Source organism: Streptococcus sp. 449_SSPC (genome assembly GCF_001073005.1).
GTDB lineage: Bacteria > Bacillota > Bacilli > Lactobacillales > Streptococcaceae > Streptococcus > Streptococcus salivarius_F.
Map to the genome: position 1 here is coordinate 203,231 of NZ_JVGR01000030.1, position 21,642 is coordinate 224,872.

General features: G+C 41.7%; 21 protein-coding genes and 1 other annotated feature. Of the genes, 4 read left to right on the forward strand and 17 right to left on the reverse strand.

What is annotated here, in order from left to right:
* Window positions 1-23: 23 nt before the first annotated feature.
* Complete coding sequence (locus ADH51_RS09095) at window positions 24-785, forward strand: NUDIX domain-containing protein (RefSeq protein ID WP_022496252.1); 762 nt, start codon at window positions 24-26, stop codon at window positions 783-785.
* A 68-nt stretch (window positions 786-853) separates the two neighbouring features.
* Window positions 854-1,357, forward strand: a complete 504-nt coding sequence (locus ADH51_RS09100) for an HdeD family acid-resistance protein (RefSeq protein ID WP_037612024.1) — start codon at window positions 854-856, stop codon at window positions 1,355-1,357.
* Window positions 1,358-1,435: 78 nt separating this feature from the next.
* On the opposite strand, the gene ADH51_RS09105 is transcribed toward ADH51_RS09100, so the two are convergent.
* The 13 genes from ADH51_RS09105 to ADH51_RS09165 form a co-directional block, all read right to left on the reverse strand.
* A complete protein-coding gene (locus ADH51_RS09105) occupies window positions 1,436-3,316 on the reverse strand; it encodes an ABC-F family ATP-binding cassette domain-containing protein (RefSeq protein ID WP_002885596.1) in 1,881 nt (626 codons plus the stop codon).
* 83 nt (window positions 3,317-3,399) lie between these two features.
* On the reverse strand, window positions 3,400-4,602 hold the full coding sequence (locus ADH51_RS09110) for a CCA tRNA nucleotidyltransferase (RefSeq protein ID WP_048676347.1): 1,203 nt from the start codon (window positions 4,600-4,602) through the stop codon (window positions 3,400-3,402).
* Window positions 4,599-5,366 carry a 4-hydroxy-tetrahydrodipicolinate reductase gene (dapB, locus tag ADH51_RS09115; RefSeq protein ID WP_048676350.1) on the reverse strand — a complete coding sequence of 256 codons (768 nt, stop codon included), beginning with the start codon at window positions 5,364-5,366 and terminating at the stop codon, window positions 4,599-4,601. The genes ADH51_RS09110 and dapB overlap by 4 nt, the downstream gene beginning before the upstream one ends.
* A gap of 60 nt (window positions 5,367-5,426) precedes the next feature.
* A complete protein-coding gene (locus tag ADH51_RS09120; RefSeq protein ID WP_048676354.1) occupies window positions 5,427-6,269 on the reverse strand; it encodes a DegV family protein in 843 nt (280 codons plus the stop codon).
* Window position 6,270: 1 nt separating this feature from the next.
* A complete protein-coding gene (locus ADH51_RS09125) occupies window positions 6,271-6,645 on the reverse strand; it encodes a DUF1149 family protein (protein WP_002885550.1) in 375 nt (124 codons plus the stop codon).
* Between the two features lie 199 nt (window positions 6,646-6,844).
* On the reverse strand, window positions 6,845-7,540 hold the full coding sequence (locus ADH51_RS09130; RefSeq protein WP_048676357.1) for a GNAT family N-acetyltransferase: 696 nt from the start codon (window positions 7,538-7,540) through the stop codon (window positions 6,845-6,847).
* 57 nt (window positions 7,541-7,597) lie between these two features.
* Window positions 7,598-7,888, reverse strand: a complete 291-nt coding sequence (rpmA, locus tag ADH51_RS09135) for a 50S ribosomal protein L27 (RefSeq protein ID WP_002885483.1) — start codon at window positions 7,886-7,888, stop codon at window positions 7,598-7,600.
* Window positions 7,889-7,923: 35 nt separating this feature from the next.
* Window positions 7,924-8,238: a 50S ribosomal protein L21 gene (gene rplU / locus ADH51_RS09140; protein WP_002885597.1), complete on the reverse strand. Its 315-nt coding sequence runs from the start codon at window positions 8,236-8,238 to the stop codon at window positions 7,924-7,926.
* A 40-nt stretch (window positions 8,239-8,278) separates the two neighbouring features.
* Window positions 8,279-8,353 (reverse strand) — a sequence feature (ribosomal protein L21 leader region).
* Window positions 8,354-8,465: 112 nt separating this feature from the next.
* Entirely contained in the window at window positions 8,466-9,002 is a 537-nt protein-coding gene (locus tag ADH51_RS09145; protein WP_048676360.1) for a GNAT family N-acetyltransferase, read from the reverse strand.
* A 4-nt stretch (window positions 9,003-9,006) separates the two neighbouring features.
* Window positions 9,007-10,326, reverse strand: a complete 1,320-nt coding sequence (gene gtfB, locus ADH51_RS09150; protein ID WP_048676363.1) for an accessory Sec system glycosylation chaperone GtfB — start codon at window positions 10,324-10,326, stop codon at window positions 9,007-9,009.
* Complete coding sequence (gene gtfA, locus ADH51_RS09155; RefSeq protein ID WP_048676365.1) at window positions 10,319-11,830, reverse strand: accessory Sec system glycosyltransferase GtfA; 1,512 nt, start codon at window positions 11,828-11,830, stop codon at window positions 10,319-10,321. The genes gtfB and gtfA overlap by 8 nt, the downstream gene beginning before the upstream one ends.
* Window positions 11,831-11,935: 105 nt before the next feature.
* On the reverse strand, window positions 11,936-13,159 hold the full coding sequence (thiI, locus tag ADH51_RS09160) for a tRNA uracil 4-sulfurtransferase ThiI (protein WP_048676368.1): 1,224 nt from the start codon (window positions 13,157-13,159) through the stop codon (window positions 11,936-11,938).
* A gap of 54 nt (window positions 13,160-13,213) precedes the next feature.
* Entirely contained in the window at window positions 13,214-14,359 is a 1,146-nt protein-coding gene (locus ADH51_RS09165; RefSeq protein ID WP_048676371.1) for a cysteine desulfurase family protein, read from the reverse strand.
* Window positions 14,360-14,467: 108 nt separating this feature from the next.
* On the opposite strand from ADH51_RS09165, the gene ADH51_RS09170 reads away from it, so the two are divergent.
* Window positions 14,468-14,929, forward strand: coding sequence for a DUF6556 family protein (locus ADH51_RS09170; RefSeq protein WP_048676374.1), 462 nt, complete (start codon window positions 14,468-14,470; stop codon window positions 14,927-14,929).
* A gap of 44 nt (window positions 14,930-14,973) precedes the next feature.
* Window positions 14,974-16,218 carry a bifunctional folylpolyglutamate synthase/dihydrofolate synthase gene (locus tag ADH51_RS09175; RefSeq protein WP_048676377.1) on the forward strand — a complete coding sequence of 415 codons (1,245 nt, stop codon included), beginning with the start codon at window positions 14,974-14,976 and terminating at the stop codon, window positions 16,216-16,218.
* Between the two features lie 276 nt (window positions 16,219-16,494).
* On the opposite strand, the gene gorA is transcribed toward ADH51_RS09175, so the two are convergent.
* From gorA to ADH51_RS09195, 4 genes are all read right to left on the reverse strand, one after another.
* Entirely contained in the window at window positions 16,495-17,847 is a 1,353-nt protein-coding gene (gene gorA / locus ADH51_RS09180) for a glutathione-disulfide reductase (protein WP_048676380.1), read from the reverse strand.
* A gap of 147 nt (window positions 17,848-17,994) precedes the next feature.
* A complete protein-coding gene (locus ADH51_RS09185) occupies window positions 17,995-19,971 on the reverse strand; it encodes a PTS fructose transporter subunit IIABC (protein ID WP_002885474.1) in 1,977 nt (658 codons plus the stop codon).
* A complete protein-coding gene (gene pfkB / locus ADH51_RS09190) occupies window positions 19,968-20,879 on the reverse strand; it encodes a 1-phosphofructokinase (RefSeq protein WP_048676383.1) in 912 nt (303 codons plus the stop codon). Before pfkB ends, ADH51_RS09185 begins: the two co-directional genes overlap by 4 nt.
* The gene (locus ADH51_RS09195) at window positions 20,876-21,622 is read right to left on the reverse strand and encodes a DeoR/GlpR family DNA-binding transcription regulator (protein WP_013990106.1); all 747 of its coding nucleotides are present in this window, start codon (window positions 21,620-21,622) and stop codon (window positions 20,876-20,878) included. Before ADH51_RS09195 ends, pfkB begins: the two co-directional genes overlap by 4 nt.
* Window positions 21,623-21,642 lie beyond the last annotated feature (20 nt).

Consider the following 21,642-nt stretch of genomic DNA (forward strand, 5'->3'; position numbering starts at 1 on the left):
ACAATAAATAAAGGAGGAAACCTATGACTAAAACCTTCGAAAACTCTGGTAGTGAAAAGGAATTTTTGGACATCTATAGGCGAGAGGAAGAGGATAAGTACGTTAAGCCCTCAGTGACCGTTGACTCGGTCATCTTCCGCTATTATGAAGGAAGAGTCCAAACCTTACTTATCAAGCGAAAAAACCATCCCTTCATGGGGAAATACGCCCTCAGTGGTGGCTTCGTTCAGGAGCAAGAAGATCTCAATCTAGCTGTCTGTCGCGAAGTACAGGAAGAAACATCCGTTAAACTCAATCCTGACCACATTGAGCAACTCATTACAGTGGGAACACCTTATCGGGATCCTCGAATGTGGACCATTACAGTGGCTTATCTCTGCTTTATGACCTTTAATGACATTCAAGTGGAAAAGGCTGCCGACGATGCAGCATCTACGCATTGGTTAGACATCGCCATGGTAGACGGTCGACTGCAACTTGTTGATGGTGAAAAACAACTATCACATGATGACCTCGCCTTTGACCACTGGGAAATCCTCTTAACAGCTATGAAACGTATCAAGGGACGACTCGAATACTATCCAACTATCCTTTCCATTATGCCCGAGGAAAACACCTTGACTACCTACCGTCAACTTTTTGGTACCTTTAATGAAGACTACCTCAAGATGGATTCCACAAATTTCTTGCGCCGCTTTAAACACCTCTTCCAAAAAACAGGTCGTCAGGTAGCTACGAGAACCAGAAAAGCTGCCACCTACACTTATAACATCAAGCCACTCTAAAGTAGGTCTTTGTTTGACAATTTGATACTTATTTAGTAGTATTAAGAAAAATTAATAAGAGGTAGCCTATGAAAAGTTTTACATTGATTAGTGGCATTCTCATTACACTCTTGGGTGTCTTTTTCTTCGCTAATCCTACAAACCTTCTTGCCATCGTTGGTTGGCTGTTTGCCCTAGTGATGCTGGTATCTGGTGTTTCAAGTCTCATGGTTTATTTTAAACGAGATAACGAAAACCGCTCCTTCTTCCAACTGCTTCAGAGTATCATTTCCATTGTTTTTGGGATTATTTTGCTATCAACATCAGCATGGGTGCTCTCAGGTGTAGCTGTAACCATTATCGCTTGGTGGCTTCTTGTCTCAGCCTTTACACAAGGCTTTCAAGCTCATCGCCAACGTCAATTCGGCTTCTCAGGACAACCTGCCCTGTCAATCGCCTTAATTTGTCTGGTATTTGGGCTCTTACTCTTTAGTGCTCCGTTTTTCTCAGCCTTTCTTATTGGGCGCTTGGTAGCTTCCTTAATTATCTTTACGGGTGTTTCAGTCCTTTCCTTTTCATTCCGCTTGTGGTAAGAAGAAACCAGACACTACATAAACATAAAAAAGCCTTGCAAATGCAGGGCTTTTGTCATACTTTGATTACTAAAGAGCTTATCCCTCTAGCTCACTCAAATACTCATAGCGTTCATACTTTTCAAGTAGGGTTTCGTTAGCAGCATCCAAATCACGTTGAAGGGTAGCTAACTGTCCATAATCGCTAGCATTTTCAAGCATGGCTGCTTCAATCTCTTCGATTTTGGCTTCAAGGTCAGCAATCTCATCTTCGATGGTCGCCCACTCTTGTTTTTCAAAGTAGCTCATGCGTTTTTTGTCTTCTTTGACTTTCTCAACTTTAACGCTAGCTTGCTCTTTTTCCTTCTCGAGGAGGGCTGATTGCTCTTGTAAGAAGGCTTTTTCATCAAGGTAGTCTGTGTAGTTACCAAAAAACTCTCGAACACCACCCTCTTCAAAGGCTAGAATCTTGTTAGCTACCTTGTCCAAGAAATAGCGGTCGTGACTTACGGTAACGACAGGGCCGCCAAAACCATTAAGGAAGTTTTCCAAAACCGTCAAAGTTGCAATGTCCAAATCATTTGTCGGCTCATCCAAGAGCAGAACGTTAGGCTTTTCAATCAGAATCTTAAGTAGATAAAGACGTTTCTTTTCCCCACCAGAGAGCTTGGCAATCTGTGTCCCATGGGTAGAACGAGGGAAAAGGAATTGCTCCAAGAGCTCTGTGATACTGGTTGTCCCAACCGTTGTCTTAACTTCATCTGCAACTTCTTGCAAGTAGTTAATGACACGCTTGCTCTCATCCATATCTTTAATTTGCTGTGAGAAATAACCAATACGTACCGTCTCACCAATATCTAGGACACCAGCTGTAGGCACAAGGTCACCATTAATCAGATTGAGCAAGGTCGATTTTCCGACACCATTATCCCCAACAATACCGATACGATCACGATTTTGCATGATAAGATTGAAATCACTGAGAATTTGCTTGCCATCTTCATAAGCAAAATCGACATGCTCGAAGTTCACTACCTTCTTACCAATACGGCTGGTCTCAAAGTTAATTTCAAGATCGTCATTATTGACCGTTTGGTGAACCTCACCCTTAAGATCCTTAAAGCGATTGATACGAGCTTGTTGTTTGGTTGCACGTGCCTGTGGTTGCGTTCGCATCCATGCTAACTCCTGCTTATAGAGTTGCTTTTTCTTGTGAAGGGCTGCTGCATCTCGTTCATCTTGTTCGGCCTTTAGACGCACATAGTCTTGATAATTCCCCTGGTATTCAATCAGATTAGCCTGGTCTAACTCAAAGATACGTGTGGCTACATTGTCCAAGAAATAACGGTCGTGGGTAATAAAGAGTACCGTCTTTTTAGAAGACTTAAGAAAATTCGTCAACCAAGCAATAGTATCAATATCCAAATGGTTGGTTGGCTCATCCAAGAGCAGGAGATCTGCATCATTCAAGAGAACCTGAGCCAACTGCACACGACGACGAAGACCACCTGAGAGATCCCCGACCTTTTGCGAGAGGTCTGACAATCCCAACTTAGACAAGACTGTCTTAACCTCGCTCTCAATGGACCAAGCATCTAGACTATCCATCTCAGCCATAACCTTCTCCAAGCGAGCCTGATTCTCCTCAGAATAATCTGCCATAAGGGTTTCATATTCACGAATCAAAGCCATCTCACGAAGGTCTGATGACAAGACTGTATCAAGCACTGTCTTGCTGTCATCAAATTCTGGCTCCTGAGTCAAATAAGCAATCTTATAGCCATTAGCCTTAGTGAAAGGTGACACATCACCATCAAAACCAATACGCTCAGAGACAACATCTAGCAAGGTTGTCTTACCTGTCCCATTGACACCAATAATCCCAATACGATCCAAATCATGGATAATAAATGAAATCTCTTTAAAAACCGTCTTGTCTCCAACGGACTTGGTTAATTTTTCAACAATAAAATCTGACATCTTACTTCCTTCTTACAAATAACACCGCTACGGATCCTACGCATGCTCTGTAGCGGTGTTTTATTTTTATAACGTCACTAGACTTATTTCATCGCTTGAACAAAGGCCATAATGGCTTCCTTGTCATTAGCTAGTTTCCCATCAACGATGGCATTTTCAATGGCTTTAAGTACACGTCCAAGGTCGGGACCAGGTTTGAATCCTAGCTCCTTCATCAGCGTGCCACCATTCACAACGATTTCGTGCTTATCATGGATTAGCAACTGACCATCCAAATCGGCAATGCGCTCATAATCGACGTCCAAGCCCTGAGCCTGTCTCAAAGTCTCAGCCGCCTCTAAGAGCTCCTTACCATACTGATAAACATCTTGTTTAGTCACGGCTCTCTCCAAACGGAAATTGAAAATCTCAATCAAGGACTGAACTGTCTTTTGGAAATTAACAGACGTCTTCCATTTTTTAAGGAAAGAGCGTGGATTATCATGCTTGAGAGCCAAAAGAGTTGCCGCCCAAGCCTGTTCAGAACTTGTAAATCTAAAGTCCTCCAAATAGTCTGCCACAAAAGACTGCCATTCTTCAGCAGTTTCTTGAAAATCCGGAAGGTACTGATAAGCCTTAGTCGCTAGAAGTGCCTTGATTCCCTTTTTCCAATGTGGGGCCAAAAGCAACTTATCGAACTCGATGAAACTTCGCTCAATCGAAATCTTTTCCAGAAGTGGGGCATGGCTGGTCATAGCCTGAAAAGTTTTTTCTTCGATATCAAAGTCTAAACTCGCTGCAAAACGTAGCCCTCGCATGATACGAAGAGCATCTTCGTTAAAGCGTTCCTCAGCCTTACCAACAGCCCTCAAAACACGGTTGTCCAAATCAGCAAGCCCATCGAACTTGTCGATAACCTCAGCATTTTCATTAAGAGCAAAAGCATTGACTGTAAAATCACGACGCTTGAGGTCCTCTTCCAATGAACGCACAAAGGACACGCTAGACGGACGACGGTAATCTACATAGACGTCCTCTGTTCGGAAGGTCGTCACCTCATACTCACCGCCATTTTCCAAGACCAAAACGGTCCCATGCTCAATACCGATATCCACCGTACGCTCGAAGATCTGCTTGGTCTCCTCAGGATATGAAGATGAAGCAATGTCTACATCATGAATGGGACGGTTAAGAAGGGCATCTCGTACCGAACCACCAACAAAGTAAGCCTCAAAACCCGCAGCCTTAATCTTCTCTAATATTGGTAAAGCCTTCTGAAATTCAGAAGGCAAATAACTTAATCTCATAGTAAATGTTCCAAACCATAAACAAGCTGATCACGTTTAACCACTTCTTTAATACCTAGGTTAACTCCACCCATAAAGGAAATACGGTCATAAGAATCATGACGCAAGGTCAAGCCCTCTCCTTGGGCACCAAAGATAACCTCTTGGTGAGCTACAAGCCCTGGCAAACGCACACTGTGAATGCGGAAACCATCAAACTCAGCACCACGTGCTCCAGCGAGGGTTTCCACTTCATCCTCAGCTCCCTGACGTTTAGACTCGCGAACCTCACGAATAAGTTCAGCTGTTTTCACTGCTGTACCTGAAGGCGCATCTTTTTTCTTGTCATGGTGAAGCTCAATGATTTCAAGATCTGGGAAATATTTGCTAGCTTCTGCCGCAAACTTCATAAGAAGGATAGCACCAATAGCAAAGTTAGGGGCAATCAAACCACCAATAGACTTGTCTTTAGAAAGGTCTGTCAATTCCTGAATTTGTGCTTCAGTAAATCCTGTGGTACCCACAACTGGTGCAAAACCATTCTCCAAAGCAAAACGAGTATTTTCATAGGCAACAGCTGGCATAGTGAAATCCACCCAGACATCTGCGTCAAAGCCAACCAAATCCGCTTTATCTGTGAAGACAGGAACACCGTCCACTTCTTTTTCTGTCGCAAATGGGTCAAGCAAGGCAGCCAAAGTCAATTCGTCATCTCCCTTGACCATTTCAACCGCAGTTGAACCCATTCTTCCTTTAAATCCAGCAACAATAACTTTAATAGACATGTCATTTTTCCTCTCTATTGATTTTAATCATAGACAAACCCCATTCCAGATGGATAGTACTTATTTGGTAAATTTAGGTGTTATACCTAGTACTAGTGCTCCTTCACCCAAGTGTGTCGCAATTACAGCACATAAGGATACCACTGTTGAAACGCTAATTCCCTGTGCTTCTAGCTGCTTTTTAAAATCTTCAGCTTTTTCAGGAGCATTGGTGTGAAGGATACTAAGTTCCATTTCACGATTTTCCTCAGCTAGGGCAACCAAACGTTTCACAGCTTTCTTCTCTGTACGCACCTTTTCAAAAACAACGATTTTTCCTTCGTCATTAAAATTCAAAATAGGTTTGATAGACAAAAGATTTCCTAAAATCGCCGAACCATTCGACAAACGGCCACCCTTAACCAGATGATTAAGATCATCCACAAGAATATAAGCCGTCGTTTGGTCAACTTGCTCCTCAAGCTTCTTCAAAATGTTCTCAAAAGACATTCCTTGGGCTGACCAATGCAAAACGTTTCTCACCATAGCTCCCATAGGAGCTGCTGTGATTTTTGTATCAGGAAAAGCAATCTTCAACTTGGCATGGTCCTCAATCAAAAACTGACTATTGGCCCAAAAACCAGAGATTCCTGAAGAAAGGAAAAGCCCAATGACATGGGTATAACCTTCTGCCTCCAACTCCATAAGCAAGTTATCCAAGTCAGCTAGATTTGGTTGTGACGTCTTGAGCAGTTCCTCAGAGTTTGCCATTTGTTCATAAAACTTATTGACATCCAAGTTTTTTCCTTCAACAAAAGGCTGCCCCTCAATGATGACTGGAATATCTAAAACATAAACATCAGCATGGCCCTGAATCTCAGCAGGGAGATTAACCGATGAATCCGTAATAACTGCAAGAGACATCTTAGAACTCCAAGTTGATACCAGGGCGATCCAAGGCAATTTCAGTTACTTCATAAGTCAAACGTTGAAGCGTATCCAAGAGCGGTGCAGCCAAGGCTTCTGCTTCTTCTTGTGAGAAGTCTTTTGGTTCATTGACGATACGGTTTTGAATATGGTCCATTTGAGAAACAATCCCTGAGATAACAAACTCATCACGGACAATCATAAATTGCAAAACAGCTACAACAGACGTATTGTTAGCTTCTTCATCTTTATTGTGCAACTGGAAAGTTACTTCAACATTTGTTTTAGGCACACCATTCTCTTTTTCCCACTCATGGTTACGAACATCATAGTGGTAACGGTTAACAAATACTTTTTCGCGAATTAAATCCATTAGTCATATTCTCCTTGATACAATTACTCTTTATTATAGCATAAATATGCTTTATTATGGGAATATTATTGACAGAAAAATGAGTATTTAGACTGAGTTTGACAGCAATAATAATCACTAGAAAAGTAGGAGCTTTGATTTAGGTCTAAGAACACTAAAATAAGGCTCCTTCATCAGAAGAGAGCCCTTATATTGCCAGCTAACAATCCCTCAAAGAACATTTCTGCTGTCCCTTTTCATCAAAATTCTCAGGAGCTAGCCAATTCTCAAATCGTTTCTTAAGTGCCGGCCACTCACTATCAATAATCGAGAACCAGTCCGTATCACGGCTACGTCCCTTATAGATAGCATGGTTACGAAAACGCCCCTCATAGGTGAACCCTAAACGCATGGCAGCATTGGCAGAAGGACGGTTGAGACTATTACATTTCCACTCATAACGACGATAGTTAAGATCTTCAAAGACATATTTCATAAGCAGGTATTGAGCTTCTGTAGCTGCTCGAGTCTTTTGTAAAGCAGGTGCTAAAATCACTCGTCCCATCTCAACACTACGATTTTTTGGTGTAATAGCCATAAGTGAAAAGGTTCCCAGAACCTTACCTGAAGCCTTATCCCTGATGGCAAAGAAATAAGGGTTATCGGATTGCTCATAATCCTCCAAACACTGACGTACAGCTTCTTCAGATTCAAATGGATCGGCATACATATAGGTCCAATCAGAAAGAATCTGATTAGTAAAGTAAAAGTCTAAAATGTCCTCATAATGCTCTGCCACTGTCAAATGTTCAACGTTACAATAACGACCTTCTAATAGAGCAACATCTGGCATTTTACCTGGACTGGCATCTGCTAGACTTGGCCCTACTTCTTGTTGGTAGTGATTTAAAGGCATAGGATTCTCCTTTTTTCATAAAGAAAAGCCTACACAAAAGTGCAGACTTTAGCTTAATTATTTAGCAACTGGGTATACAGATACTTGTTTTTTGTCGCGACCTTTACGTTCGAAACGTACAACACCTTCAACTTTAGCGAAGAGTGTATCGTCACCACCACGGCCTACGTTTACACCTGGGTAGATGTGTGTACCGCGTTGACGGTAAAGGATTGATCCACCTGATACAGTTTGTCCATCAGCTGCTTTAGCACCTAGACGTTTAGCTTGTGAATCACGACCATTGGAAGTAGAACCCCCACCTTTTTTGTGGGCGAAAAGTTGCAAGTTTTCAAGAGTTTTCAACATAAGATTGTGTCCTTTCTTAGTGATTAGTCGCTAACTTACGCGTTGATAGCGTTGATAACAACTTTTGTATAAGGTTGACGGTGACCTTGTTTACGGTGGCTACCTTTTTTAGGTTTGTATTTGAAAGTAACAACTTTCTTTTGTTTACCTTGTTTTTCGATAGTTCCGACAACAGTAGCTCCCTCAACAACTGGAGTACCTACTACAGTTTTATCACCACCGACAAGAACAACTTCGTTAAAAGTTACTTCTGATCCAGCTTCAGCGTTGATTTTTTCAACGTAGATCGCTTGACCTACTTCAACTTTAACTTGTTTTCCACCAGTTTTGATGATTGCGTATGTGCTCATGATGCACCTCCTATTAAAATTTTTAATGTGTCTGAGGTTTCCCTCTGTGAAGACTCGCCTAGTACTGCGGGGACAAACCCACTTGCAAACAGTAGTCGTGCGGTTGCACAGGACGTGCATTTAGTCAACGTTACAATTCTATCATTTTTTCCCTCTAATGACAAGAGAAAAAGTTATTTTGATTATTCTTATTCTGCTCATTGAAATTTATCAAAGTTACGATTACCCTAATCAACTTTTATTCCATATCTTCCTAGGAAAGTCTTAGCTAAATCTTGCTCAATCGTATCTAAAGAAAGACTCCTATCAGTTATTAAAATCTGATACCGCTCCGTTCCTTCAAAATAGAAGTGATTCAATGCCTGATAGCCATTTCGTTCATAAAATGCTAAACGTTTTAGACGTTGAGCCCGATTAGAGACTTGCTCCTCATCCATAGGCTCAATCGTAAGCACACACGGTCGTTCTCTTGCTTCTTCCCTAACTTGTGCCAAAATTTGACTACCGTAACCCTGCGACTGTTTACTTTCCTCAACCGCAAGAAAGAGAAGGTAGACCAGGTTATCAGTACAGATTGCATAGGTAAAACCAATAAAAACTCCCTGATCAAAATAAGCCAAGAAAGATTGTCCATTTTTCAAACTGTTCCAAGACAATTGCCAGAGTGGGAGCCTCTCCTCCACAGGAAAAGCCGCTTCATAAAGTGAAGCGACCTTCTTGAATGTTGGTGTCAGAGGATAAATGTTACGAACCTCTAGTGTCATTTTCCTAACCAATAACCTTCTTATAATCTTCTGGTGTCGCCACATGAGCATGCTCACGTTGACGATCAAGCAAGTGACTAAGGAAGTCACGGTTGCCCAAGGCTTCTTTAAGGGTTTGTTTAAATTGCCCAGCATTCATAGCTGAGAAAATATTGCTTGGTGCAGTATAATCTGGACCATGGCTTGTGTTCGTGAAAGCCAGGATAAGCAGGTTATTTTCAAAGGCAGCACGTGTCGCTGACAGGATTTCATTTTGGTGGTTAATATCTAAATAGAAATCAGCCTCTTGATAGAGACGCTTAACCTGTTCTGTTGTAATATTCGGATAAAGGCTAACATTACTATATTTAGCTAAATCCATCAAACGACTTGACATTTCAGTGATTGCACCAATATGGTAGTGCATGGTAGGCACTTCACTAACAATGCTTTCCAAGTGTTCAATCTGATCTGAGTTGGTCAAGATAAGCGCTTGATTTTGGAAGTTGTTCTGGCGGGCAAATGGATACATGAATCCGAGAAAGGCCACGCGAGAAGCCTGCTCTGGACTAACCAACTTTAGAAGATTCGTATATGCTGTGTATTCTTGCACTACAATCTTAGTTTGACGGTGATTGCTATCAAGAAGGAGACGCATATTCCCAGGGACTGAATCAGTGATAGGCTCTTGCCAGAAGAGGACATCTTGACCAGAATTCGGAAGATTCATAGCTGTCAAGAAAGGCGTTGACAAGGAGTTATAAAGGATACGTCGCAAATCATAACCAGCTTCTTTAAGATAAAAGACTACAAACTCCGATTTGTTTTTGAAAATGTAGACCTTGTCTTTCCAATTCAAGATAACGTCTTTGGTCAAATGGTTAATGACGATAACTTCCTTGTTATCTGGAGTGAAATAACTAGTAATGGTCGCTTCTTGCTTAACATTGTAAGTTGTTTGTGAGAAACGGTATCCCTTATTATTGTAGCGATCAGTCACACGCAGGCGACCTGACTCATCATACCAATCCACAGCTTTAACTAGACGCTGATGAGCAGGATGCGCATAGTGAATATGACCACGTTTCTTATCAAAACGGAAGATTTCCGCGTTGCTATTTGTTCCTAAAATTTCCCAGTAATCAGGCACAGGAACCTGATTAAAGTAAAGTGCAGAACCTTGAACCTTGTCAAAACCAGTGAAATAAAGGTAAGGTGAGGTCACATCACTAGGCAGAAAGCCATCATCTGAAAGACAAACTGTTGTATTTACATAGCCAGCAACAATCAGCGAGTAATGGAGATCCCAACTACCTTGACTATAGTTCTCAAATAAATTAATCATGATTAGTCATCTCCTTTACTAAGTTAAGCCACTTCTGCTCGATTTCCTCTGTCAAAAAGCCTTTGGCGATATCATAAGAGACTTGATGAACATGATCTAAATCTGAACGACTGAAGAAAGCTACAATTTTCTCTGCCAAGGCAGCCACAATAGCAAGCTCGTCATCTTTTTCAAATCGAGGGATTAAGTAACCATTTTCATTATCCTTGATAAAAGTTTGGTTCCCATAACGGACATCAAAACCAATCATACCAAGGCCCGATCCAACAGCTTCTAGAAGTGTCAAGCCAAAACCTTCACTCTTAGAACCTGATAGGTAAAGTTCGTAATCCTTGTAGACTTCTGTTAAATCTTGGTGACCCTTGAGGTGGATATAATCCTGAGCGTGATTTTCCTCGATAATTGCCTTAAGCTTAGCTTCTTCAGCACCTGTACCAAAGATATCAAAGTTCACTTGTGGCAGACTTTCTTTAGCCTTAACAACAGCCTTAGCCAACCAATCCACGTGCTTTTCATTGGCCAAACGTGAAGCTGTGATGATTGAGAATGGTTTACGCTCTCCCTCAGGCTCTCTCAGTTTATCCAAACTTCCCACAGGAATCGTTACGATATTAGGTGTAAATGGTGTGTATTTGTTGAACTGATCTAGCATAATGCTACGTTGACGCTCTGTCGCTGTGATGAAGAAATCAACCTTATCTGCATTGCTGAATTGGTACTCATAGAAGTTATTCCAAAGAATAGTCTTGTCTGTCACAGCATTTTCACTAAAGTGCTCTGCATGGACAACAACTCCAAGCTTAGCAGGTTTAGTATTACGGAAAACAGCCTGCCCCGTGCCAGTGGCACGGTCCAAAATGACAATATCTTGGTCAGTTAGACCAAGTTGCGACATGAAGTAGGCAATAAACTCATGCTTAGAAGACAAAATCTTATCTGGGAAACGGAAGACACTATCCTTACCATCAACAATTTCATCATAGGCAACACTACCATCCTCATTGAAGAAACGACGTTGATAGAGGTGTGCCTTGTTATCTACAGGGGTGTAGTACTCCGTGAACATCTTAGTGTAAGAGTAAAAGTCTTTACGAATTAAGCAACCACGCGATACTTTTTCCACACGGTGAACGATATCTTCACCCTCTTTACGCAAGTAGGCTGCATAAAAAATATCTTCCTTGGCACAAAAAAGCTTAACCACTTTACCATTAATCTCACGACGTGTGATGTCATAAGGGATTTCCTTTTCCAAATCCTTGACAGTATAGGTCGTTGGAGCAATTTTCAGGTCTGTAAAATAGCTGTATAGCCAGATGACGTCTTCATCTTCAAACCCCATGTTACGGGTCAAATCTGAAAGATTGTCCTGCAGGAACATATCCATAAAGACAAATTTGGCCTTAATACCTGTGTTTTTGAAAATTGTAGAACGATAGGCCTGGGCGTACTCAACACCACTTGATGCCCAACCGATTCCTAAATTGATGTTATAAACAGTCATGTATTTTCCTTTCTGGGTAAAAGCTCAACATCGACATTTCTTTTTCGACATACCTAACTCTAGTAGCAGCTAAGCACTACTATGTTAGTACGATATCTTCCTAGATTAGAGCAAGTCTTCGATAAGTGTATCCACTTCGTCTTGCGCTTCTTCAATAGGTGTGATTTCAGTCACCATGATTCCCGCAACCGCACGTTCAACCAAGGCTTCAACATCCATACGACGTTCATATTGTTCAACGTTTTTGATTTTTGGATTAGTCTTTGGACGGTCAGGTGCAAAGATAGTACAGCAATCCTCAAAAGGTTGGATGGAAATGTCAAAGGTATCAATTTTTTGTGCCAAATCAATGATTTCCAACTTGTCCATAGTGACAACTGGACGAATCACTGGCGTACATGTAACAGCATTAATCGCCTGCATAGACTCCATAGTCTGACTAGCAACCTGACCAAGACTCTCACCATTGATAATCACAAGACCTCGACGTTCTTCTCGAATGCGGTCAGTAATACGCATCATAAAACGACGCGTCAAGGTCATCAAATAAGCCTCAGGCGCTTTTTCTTTGATTTCCTCTTGGATTTCAGTAAATGGTACTTCGATGAACTGGATATTACCACCAAACTTGGTCAACTTACGGGTCAAATCTTGAGCCTTTTTCAGTGCACCAGGACTGGTATAAGGAGGGCTTGCAAAGTGGACAGCTTCAATATCCACACCACGTTTAAGTGCAAGATAACCTGCCACTGGCGAATCAATCCCACCTGAAAGCATGAGCATTCCTTTACCGGAAGTCCCTACAGGTAGTCCACCTGCTCCTTTAATTTCCTCGTGAGAAATATAAGCCGCCTCGGCACGAATTTCTACCTTAAGGTTGACATCTGGGCTCTTCATCTGAGCCTTGATGTCAGGCAATACATCAAAAACTGCATTTCCTAAAGTAAGATTGAGCTCACGACTATCGAGAACAAAATCATGGTCACTACGTTTAGCAGTCACTTTAAAGGTAAGACCGTCACGATAGAGCCCAGTCATAATGTCTTGAACAGCCTTTTTCAAGACCTCGACATCTTTTTCAAACTTGTAAACAGGACTAAAGGCTTGAATACCAAAAATTTGCTTCAAAGACTCTGCTACTGGCTCATAGTCTGTACCGTTGAGGTAGATGTGACCACGGTCTCGGTCAAAAGTCACTTTAACATCTGGATAGATGGATAGAACATCCTTGATGTTATTTCTAAGTTTATTGATAAAGCGCATACGGTTTTTGCCCTTGGTAGACAATTCACCATAGCGAACCATAATTTCTGAATATGTTAGTGTCATTCCTTTTCCTTTTAAATTTGAATTTAGTTTTATTGTTTAATTGCTTAAATCTTGCTATCTCACTTTTTGTGTCTTGGCGTAGACCTGCTTGAAAATCGTGAGAAACTGTTCTACCTGTCCCATATCATTGTCATCATCAAGACTGATACGTACAGCCGTTTGAGCTAATTTAGTCGGAACACCCATAGAAATGAGAGTCCCTGCTGGTTTTCCCGCCTTAGATGAACATGCAGATGTCGTTGAAATATAGATTTGATGCTCTTCAAAAGCATGGACAATAACTTCACCACGAACACCCTTGATTCCAAAGGTCAAAATATTGGGCGCAAAGTCTTCACCCTCACCTGAGAAAATAGTAATGTCCTCATACTTAGCCAATTCGTCAAAGATAATTTTTTTCATCTTGGCAATTTTCGGAAGAGAAAACGCCTCTTTGTCAGTAACTAAACGCAAGGCCTTAGCCATACTCGCAATGCCAGCAACATTCTCAGTCGTTGAACGAAAGTCTTTTTCTTGACCGCCACCTGTTAAGAGTGGCGTAATCTTTTTCCCTGCCTTTTTGTAGACAAAACCGACACCTCGAACAGCATGGAACTTGTGACCAGAAAAAGTTGCAAAGTCAACACGGTCTGTTAAATAAGCTGATACAGGAATCTTCCCAATAGCCTGAACAGCATCCACATGGAAAGATATCGTCGGCTCATCAGCCAATATATCCGAGATAGCTTGAATAGGTTGGATTGATCCGATTTCGTTATTAACGGCCATAACCGAAACCAAGATCGTGTCGGGGCGTAATAATCCAGCAAGAGCTTCAACATCCACAAATCCTTGTGCATTTACGGGTGCATAGGACACTTCGAAACCATGCTCTGAAAGCCATTTGGCAGACTCTTTCACCGCAGGATGTTCAATATCAGAAACAATGATGTGTTTGCCATAAGGTTCTTTTTCAAAAGCCACTCCTTTTATGACCCAGTTGTCGCCTTCGGTTCCTCCAGACGTAAAGAAAATCTCATCGGCTGATTTTCCAATGAGGTCCGCAACTTGCTTACGAGAAGCCTCCAAAATACGTGTCGCAGATGTTCCTAATTGGTGCAGGCTGGATGGGTTCCCAAAAATTTTAGTAGCCACTTCTTGATAGGTTCTAAGTGCCTCTGGATAAGGCACCGTAGTGGCTGAATTATCAAAATAAATCATGATTTTTCCTCGATTTTTATTTACTATTTATTATAGCATAATTTTTTTAGCAATTTTTGCGAGAAAATCATATAATAGAAAGTACGAAATATTTTTAAGGAGAGCATCATGTCTGAAAATTACTCACGCCGTAATCATTCATCAAAAGAAGAAAAAAAATCTGCCCCAAAGGTGACCGAACACGTTACAAAAGGCTTCACTGCCTTCCAAAAAGTCCTTACTGCCGTCGGGACAATTTTGTCAATCATCGTGGCTTCAATCACCATCATGAATTTCACAGCCTCTAAAAATAAGGACACTTCTGATTCATCAGCCAATCAATCAACTGTAGTCATCAAAGAAGGCAATAATAAGACTCAAGAATCAAGCGCCGCTTCATCTAGTTATGGCAATGCGACTGATTCAGAAACACAAACAAGTAGCCAAGCAGGAACTAACACCTATTCGTCATCTGCAGACACAACAACGGGTGGCAATACGACTACCTCTTCATCAGCAGCTACTGCAGATACAACATCTGGCAATGCGACTACTGGTGGCGTAACAACTGGTGACGCCGCTTCTAACTAAGACATGTAAAAGGCTAGGAAACCCTGCCTTTTTTCTATAATTCTATGAACTATACAGAAACTCTAAATTTTATCCATTCTTTCAAGGGCAATGGCCGTCGCCCTCAACTCGAACGTATGCGTTGGCTTTTGAAACAAGCCGGAAATCCTCAGACTCACTTTCCAACGGTGCATATTGTCGGGACCAACGGTAAGGGATCAACAACAAGCTACCTACAAAATATCCTAACAAAGTCAGGCTATCAGGTCGGGACCTTTACCTCCCCTTATATTACTCGTTTCAACGAACGTATTAGTATAAATGGCACAGAAATCCCTGATAAGGATTTGATTAGCCTTGTCGAGAAAGCTCAGGTTCTTCTTGATGATTTAGAAGAGCACACTAATTTTGGCAGACCAACGGAATTTGAATTGGTCACCTTACTCATGTTCCTCTACTTCGACCTTAAACAGGTTGATATGGCTATCATTGAAGCTGGAATTGGTGGACGACTTGATTCGACAAATGTTCTTTCGCCAGAGCTTGCCATCTGTACTTCGATTGGCTTTGATCACACTGAGACCTTAGGCAATAGCCTTTTGGACATTGCCAATCATAAAGCAGGCGTCATGCGAGAAAACACACCTATCTTACTTGGGCGTGTCTCTGCAGAAGTTGAACATTTCTTCAACCAAAAATCATATGACCTACAAGCACCTTTAGCTATCATTGATAGGGAAATTCAGCTGCTTCCAAAGGACAATCAAACGATCCAAATTTCTTATGACCATTGGGAAAGTCCAAATCTTAAACTTCCAATGTTAGGGCAGCATCAAGAAAACAATGCTGGGCTAGCTGTCACTGCTGCCCATCTCCTAGCTCAAACATTTTCTAAGATTACCGATAAGAGCATCCAAGAGGGGATTGAAGAGACGCATTGGCCTGGTCGCAGTGAGTGGATAGGGAACAATATATACCTAGACGGCGCTCATAACCCTCAAGGAATTGCCAGCTTAAAACAGGTACTAAAAGATAACTTCGCTAATCGTAGGGTACATATCCTCTTTGCAGGACTTAGACGAAAGCCTTTGGCAGACTTACTAGAGGAATTGAAAGATTATGATATAACGGTAACCAGCTTTGACTTTTTTGAGGCACTGCCCTTGGATGACTATCCCCAAGACTTCAAACGTGCAGCCGACTATAGAGACTGGCTAGCACAAGCTGAATCAGCAAATCCTGATGACCTATTTGTTGTCACTGGATCTCTTTACTTTATATCAGCAGTAAGAAACTACTTAATTAAATAAAATAAGGCCTGAAGGCCTTTTTTATTTAGACAATCTATAGTTTCACACAAAGTGTAGGCTGCTATTTGAACACAAAGAAAAGTCTGAAACTCTTAGTTAACAGACTTTACTTTTCTATCGCATCGTCACAAATTCTTCTGAACCTGTTGGATGAATGGTTTCCATAGCCAAAAAGGCTATGGAAATTCGCAAGGAAATCCCTTGCGATTACTTTCAATTGAAGCCATTCAGACACAAAGAAAAGTCTGAAACTCTCAGTTAACAGACTTTTCTTTTCTATCGCATCGTTACAAATTCTTCTGAACCTGTTGGATGAATGGCAACCGTATTATCAAAATCAGCCTTAGTTGCTCCCATCTTAATAGCCACAGAGAAACCTTGAATCATCTCATCAACACCATAGCCAATACCGTGAAGACCAATGATTTTTTCATCTTCACCAAGCGTTACTAATTTCATAGTTGAAGGCTGACGATTGTCTCCGAGGGCTGTATACATTGGAGTGAAACTTGATTTATAAACCTTAATATTCTCCGCACCATATTTGGCGATTGCTTTTTCTTCAGTCAAGCCAACAGAACCAATAACTGGATGGCTAAAGACCACAGTGGCTACATCAGTGTAATCAAGCTTAGCATCAGCTTTATTATTGAAGAGTCGCTCTGACAATTGACGTCCAGCCTTGACTGCAACTGGTGTCAAATCAAGTTTACCAGTCACATCGCCAAGGGCATAGATTCCAGGAACAGATGTATTTTCAAACTCATCCGAATAGATTGTTCCTTTTTCAGTCAGTTTAACACCTGTCTTTTCAAGTCCAAAACCAGAGGTGTTGGCTGCGCGTCCAATAGCCCAGATGAGGCAATCAACAGTAATCGTTTCTCCATTATCAAAGCTAATGGTCAAGGAATCATCGGCATTTTTCACTACTTCCGTAGCATTTGCATGTGTATGGAGGGTCGGACCAGATTTGGCCATCTCGTCAACTAAAACATCAACGATATCCTTATCAAAGGTACGCAATGGACGATCTTTACGCACAAAGAGGTGTGTATCACTTCCAAGAGCATTGAGAACACCAGCAACCTCAACGGCGATGTAGCCAGCACCAATAACAGCTGTACGTTTTGGCACCTCATCTAGTTCAAAGAAACCATCGGAGGTAATCCCGTATTCACTACCTGGAATGTTTGGATAAAGGGCGTGACCACCAGTCGCAATAAGGATATGGGGTGCTGTATAACGCTCACCCGCTACTTCAACCTTATGAGGGTCAACAAATCTTGCATACTCGTATACACGTTCAACGCCATTGTTATCAAAACCACGCTCATAAGAACCATGGATACGGTCGATATAAGCCTGACGATTGGCCTTAAGCGTTGCAAAATCAAACTTATTAATCGTCACATCAAAACCATACTCGCCTGCATAACGGTGAAGGGTTTCGGCAACCTGTGCACCATACCACATGACCTTTTTAGGCACACAACCTACATTGACACAGGTACCACCGACCTCTTTTCCTTCAAAGAGAATAACCTTAGCACCATGCATAGCAGCACGATTAGCACTGGCAATACCACCAGAACCACCACCAATGACAATATAATCGTATTCTTTTACCATATTTTACCTCTTATGTTTCTTTATACAGCGTATTAGCTACAGATAAGCCATTTCTGCCTATACTTTATCACAAAATAGGTACCCTGACAAAAATCTGCTACGACACAAAAAAACAATCCCGTCACAACGAGATTGTTTTGTCATATCTTATTTATCAAGTGGTTTGCGGAGGAATCCGAAGAGGATACCTGATACCACAGCACCAATCAAGATGAAGAGAAGGTAGAGAAGGGCATTTGATGTGAGGGCAATAACGAAGATACCTCCGTGTGGTGCCATCAATTTGATTCCTGCCATACCTACAAGAGCACCTGTAAGAGCTGAACCTACGATAAAGCTTGGGATAGCGCGTGCTGGGTCTGCTGCACCAAATGGGATCGCACCTTCAGTGATGAATGAAAGTCCCATAACAATGTTTGTCAAACCAGAGTTGCGTTCTTCTTCAGTGAATTTATCTTTAAACAAGAGTGTTGCTACAAATACTGCCAACGGAGGAACCATACCAGCCGCCATAACTGCTGCCATAACTACTGAACCACCTGAAGTTACTGTTGCTGCGAGAGTACCTGTACCAAAGACATAAGCTGCTTTGTTGACTGGTCCACCCATATCCACTGCCATCATACCACCAACAAGGAGACCAAGTAGTACGGCTGAGCTTCCTGACAAGCTTGACAAGAAGTTATTAAGACCAGTATTAATTGCTGCCATTGGGATATTTACTGCCAACATCAAGAAACCAGTAGCAAATACACCAAGAAGTGGCAAGAGCAAGATAGAACGGATTCCTTCAAGAGCACGTGGAATACCTGCCAAGAGTTTACGAAGAACAAGGATAACACCACCTGCAAGGAAACCACCAACAAGAGCTCCAAGGAAACCTGAAGATACGCCAGCAAGGGCAAGGGTTGCTTTACCACCTGAAGCAAATGGAACACCACCAAAGGCTGCACCACTTGAAGCAATAGCACCAGCTACGAAACCTGATACCAAACCTGGTTTCTCAGCGATAGAGTAAGCAATGTAACCTGCAAGTACTGGAAGCATGAAGCCAAAGGCAGCGCCACCAATTGCTTTGAATTGAGCAGCAATTTCATGGTAAGAACCAAGTTGTGACAATTGATCTTTAGGAACACCCATGATTTGGTCAAGCAAGAAGGCAAGCGCAATCATGATACCACCACCGATAACGAATGGAAGCATTTGTGATACCCCACTCATCAAGTGTTTATAGAAGGCACCACCGAGGCTCAATTTCTCACTTGATTCTTGAGCAGCTCCAGCATTTTCGGCATGGAAGACTTCAGCCTTACCATCCAAGATATTTTGGATTAATTCTTGAGGTTGACGAATACCTGCAGCGACTGGTTTAGAAAGCAATTTTTTACCATCGAAACGTGCTGTTTCAACTGCCTTGTCTGCTGCTACGATAACACCTACAGCCTTACTGATTTCTTCAGCAGTCAAAGGTGTTCCGACACCTGAAGCACCGTTAGTTTCAACACGAACATTGACACCCATTTCTTCACCTGTTTTAATGAGTGATTCTTCAGCCATGTAAGTGTGAGCAATACCAGTTGTACAAGCTGTTACCGCTACGATAAGTGGTTTATCGCTTGAAGCTGCTTCTTTAACAGCTTGTGCTTTCTTAGCTTCCTCAGCCTGTGCTTCTTCTTCACCCGTGTTGAAAGCAGCAATCACTTCATCTGGAGAAGTCACCTTACGCAAACGATCTGCAAAACCATCTTGCATAAGGTATTTTGACAACTCAGCAAGGGCTGCCAAGTGAGTGTCATTTGCTCCCTCTGGAGCAGCAATCATAAAGAAGAGGTCTGTAGGTTGACCATCAAGTGATTCGTAATCTACACCTTTATTAGATTTAGCAAAAAGTACTGTTGCTTCTTTTACTGCAGCATTTTTGCTGTGTGGCATAGCGATTCCATCACCCAAACCAGTTGATGTTTGTGCTTCACGAGCCATAATACCTGCTTTGAAGACATCAAAGTCAGTCACAACACCGTTGTCAACCAAGCTGTTAATCATTTCATCGATAGCAGCTTCTTTTGTAGTTGCTTGAAGGTCAAGCAACATTACTTTTTTGTTCAGTAAATCCTGAATTTTCATAGTTTTTCTACCTCTACTTTATTGTATGTTTCTTTAATAAATTCAATTGTCGCTAAATCATCTGAGAAAGCTGTAGATGTTCCACACGCTACTCCCCACTTGAGAGCCTCAATCGGATCACCCGATTTAACAAACTCACCAGTGAAACCAGCAACCATCGAGTCACCCGCACCAACAGAGTTTTTAACTGTTCCCTTGATTGGTTTAGCAAAGTAACCAGCCTCTGGTGTGACCAACAGCGCTCCATCACCTGCCATTGAGATGATAACGTTCTGTGCACCCTTAGCAAGGATTTCACGCGCATATTTTTCGACATCAGCCAAACCATTAAGTTTGACATTGAAAATAGCTTCTAACTCATGGTAATTTGGTTTAACCAAGAGTGGTTGGTAAGCAAGGGAATCAAGCAAGGTTTGACCTTCAAAGTCACAGACAACCTGTGCACCCGTTTCACGCACTAGTGGAATCAATTTGTTATAGACCTTATTTCCAAGATTGCTTGGTGCTGATCCAGCAAAAACAACCACATCATCAGCACTTACACTTGAAAGAACTGCTTCCAATTCAGCCAATTGATACTCATTAATGACAGGTCCTGCACCGTTAATTTCAGTTTCTTGGTCAGCCTTGATTTTAACATTAATACGTGTGTCTTGATCCACAGCTACAAACTTGGTTTTTATACCTTCTGCATCCAAACCATCTGTCACAAAACGTCCTGTAAAACCACCGATGAAACCCGTTGCAGTATTATCAACACCTAAGCGTTGCAAAATACGACTAACATTAATACCCTTACCGCCAGCAAACTTATCATCACTCTCCATACGGTTAACTTCACCAATCTCTACTTTATCGATACGAACTATGAAATCGATTGATGGATTCAGCGTTACAGTATAAATCATACTTCAATAACCCTCGTTTTCTCTTTTAATTCTTTTAGGAGCTCCTCTTCCGAAGCGTTTGTAATTATGGTTACTTTCTCGACCTCGGCTACCTTAGCATAGGTAATCTGACCAAGTTTAGAGGCATCAGCTAGAACATAGGCTTTTTGCGCATTGGCTATAACCGTCCGTTTGATAACTGCCTCTTCCATGTCTGGTGTGGTGAAATAATTAGCATCAACGCCGTTAGCACCAATGAACGCACAATCAAAATTCAGTTGTCTGATTTGCTCTTGAGCAGTACTTCCAATAGAAGCATCCGTTGAATGTTTAACCTTTCCTCCAACAATCCTAGTGCTAACACCAAGATCTACCAGCTTAACCGCATGGTGGATAGAATTAGTCACAACCGTTACCTGACGATTAGCCAAATGTGGAATCAAAAGTTCATTTGTTGTACTAGCCTCAAGAAAGACGACATCACCTTCCTTAATCAAATCGGCAGCATAACCAGCTAACTGAGCCTTTTCTTTAACGTTTCTAATAGCTTTTTGACTATTGGCAATTTCTTCCTTTAGACCATGAATGCTTTCAGCACCACCATGAACACGCTTAAGTTGGCCATCTGCCGCTAACTCGTCCAAGTCGCGACGAATCGTCGACTCGGAAGTATCACTTAACAAAACAGTTAGGTTTTCCAAAGTGACAAAACCATCTTGTTTCAACTGAGACAAGATAATCTGCTTACGTTCAGACTTTAGCATAATCTCTCCTTCTGTAATCG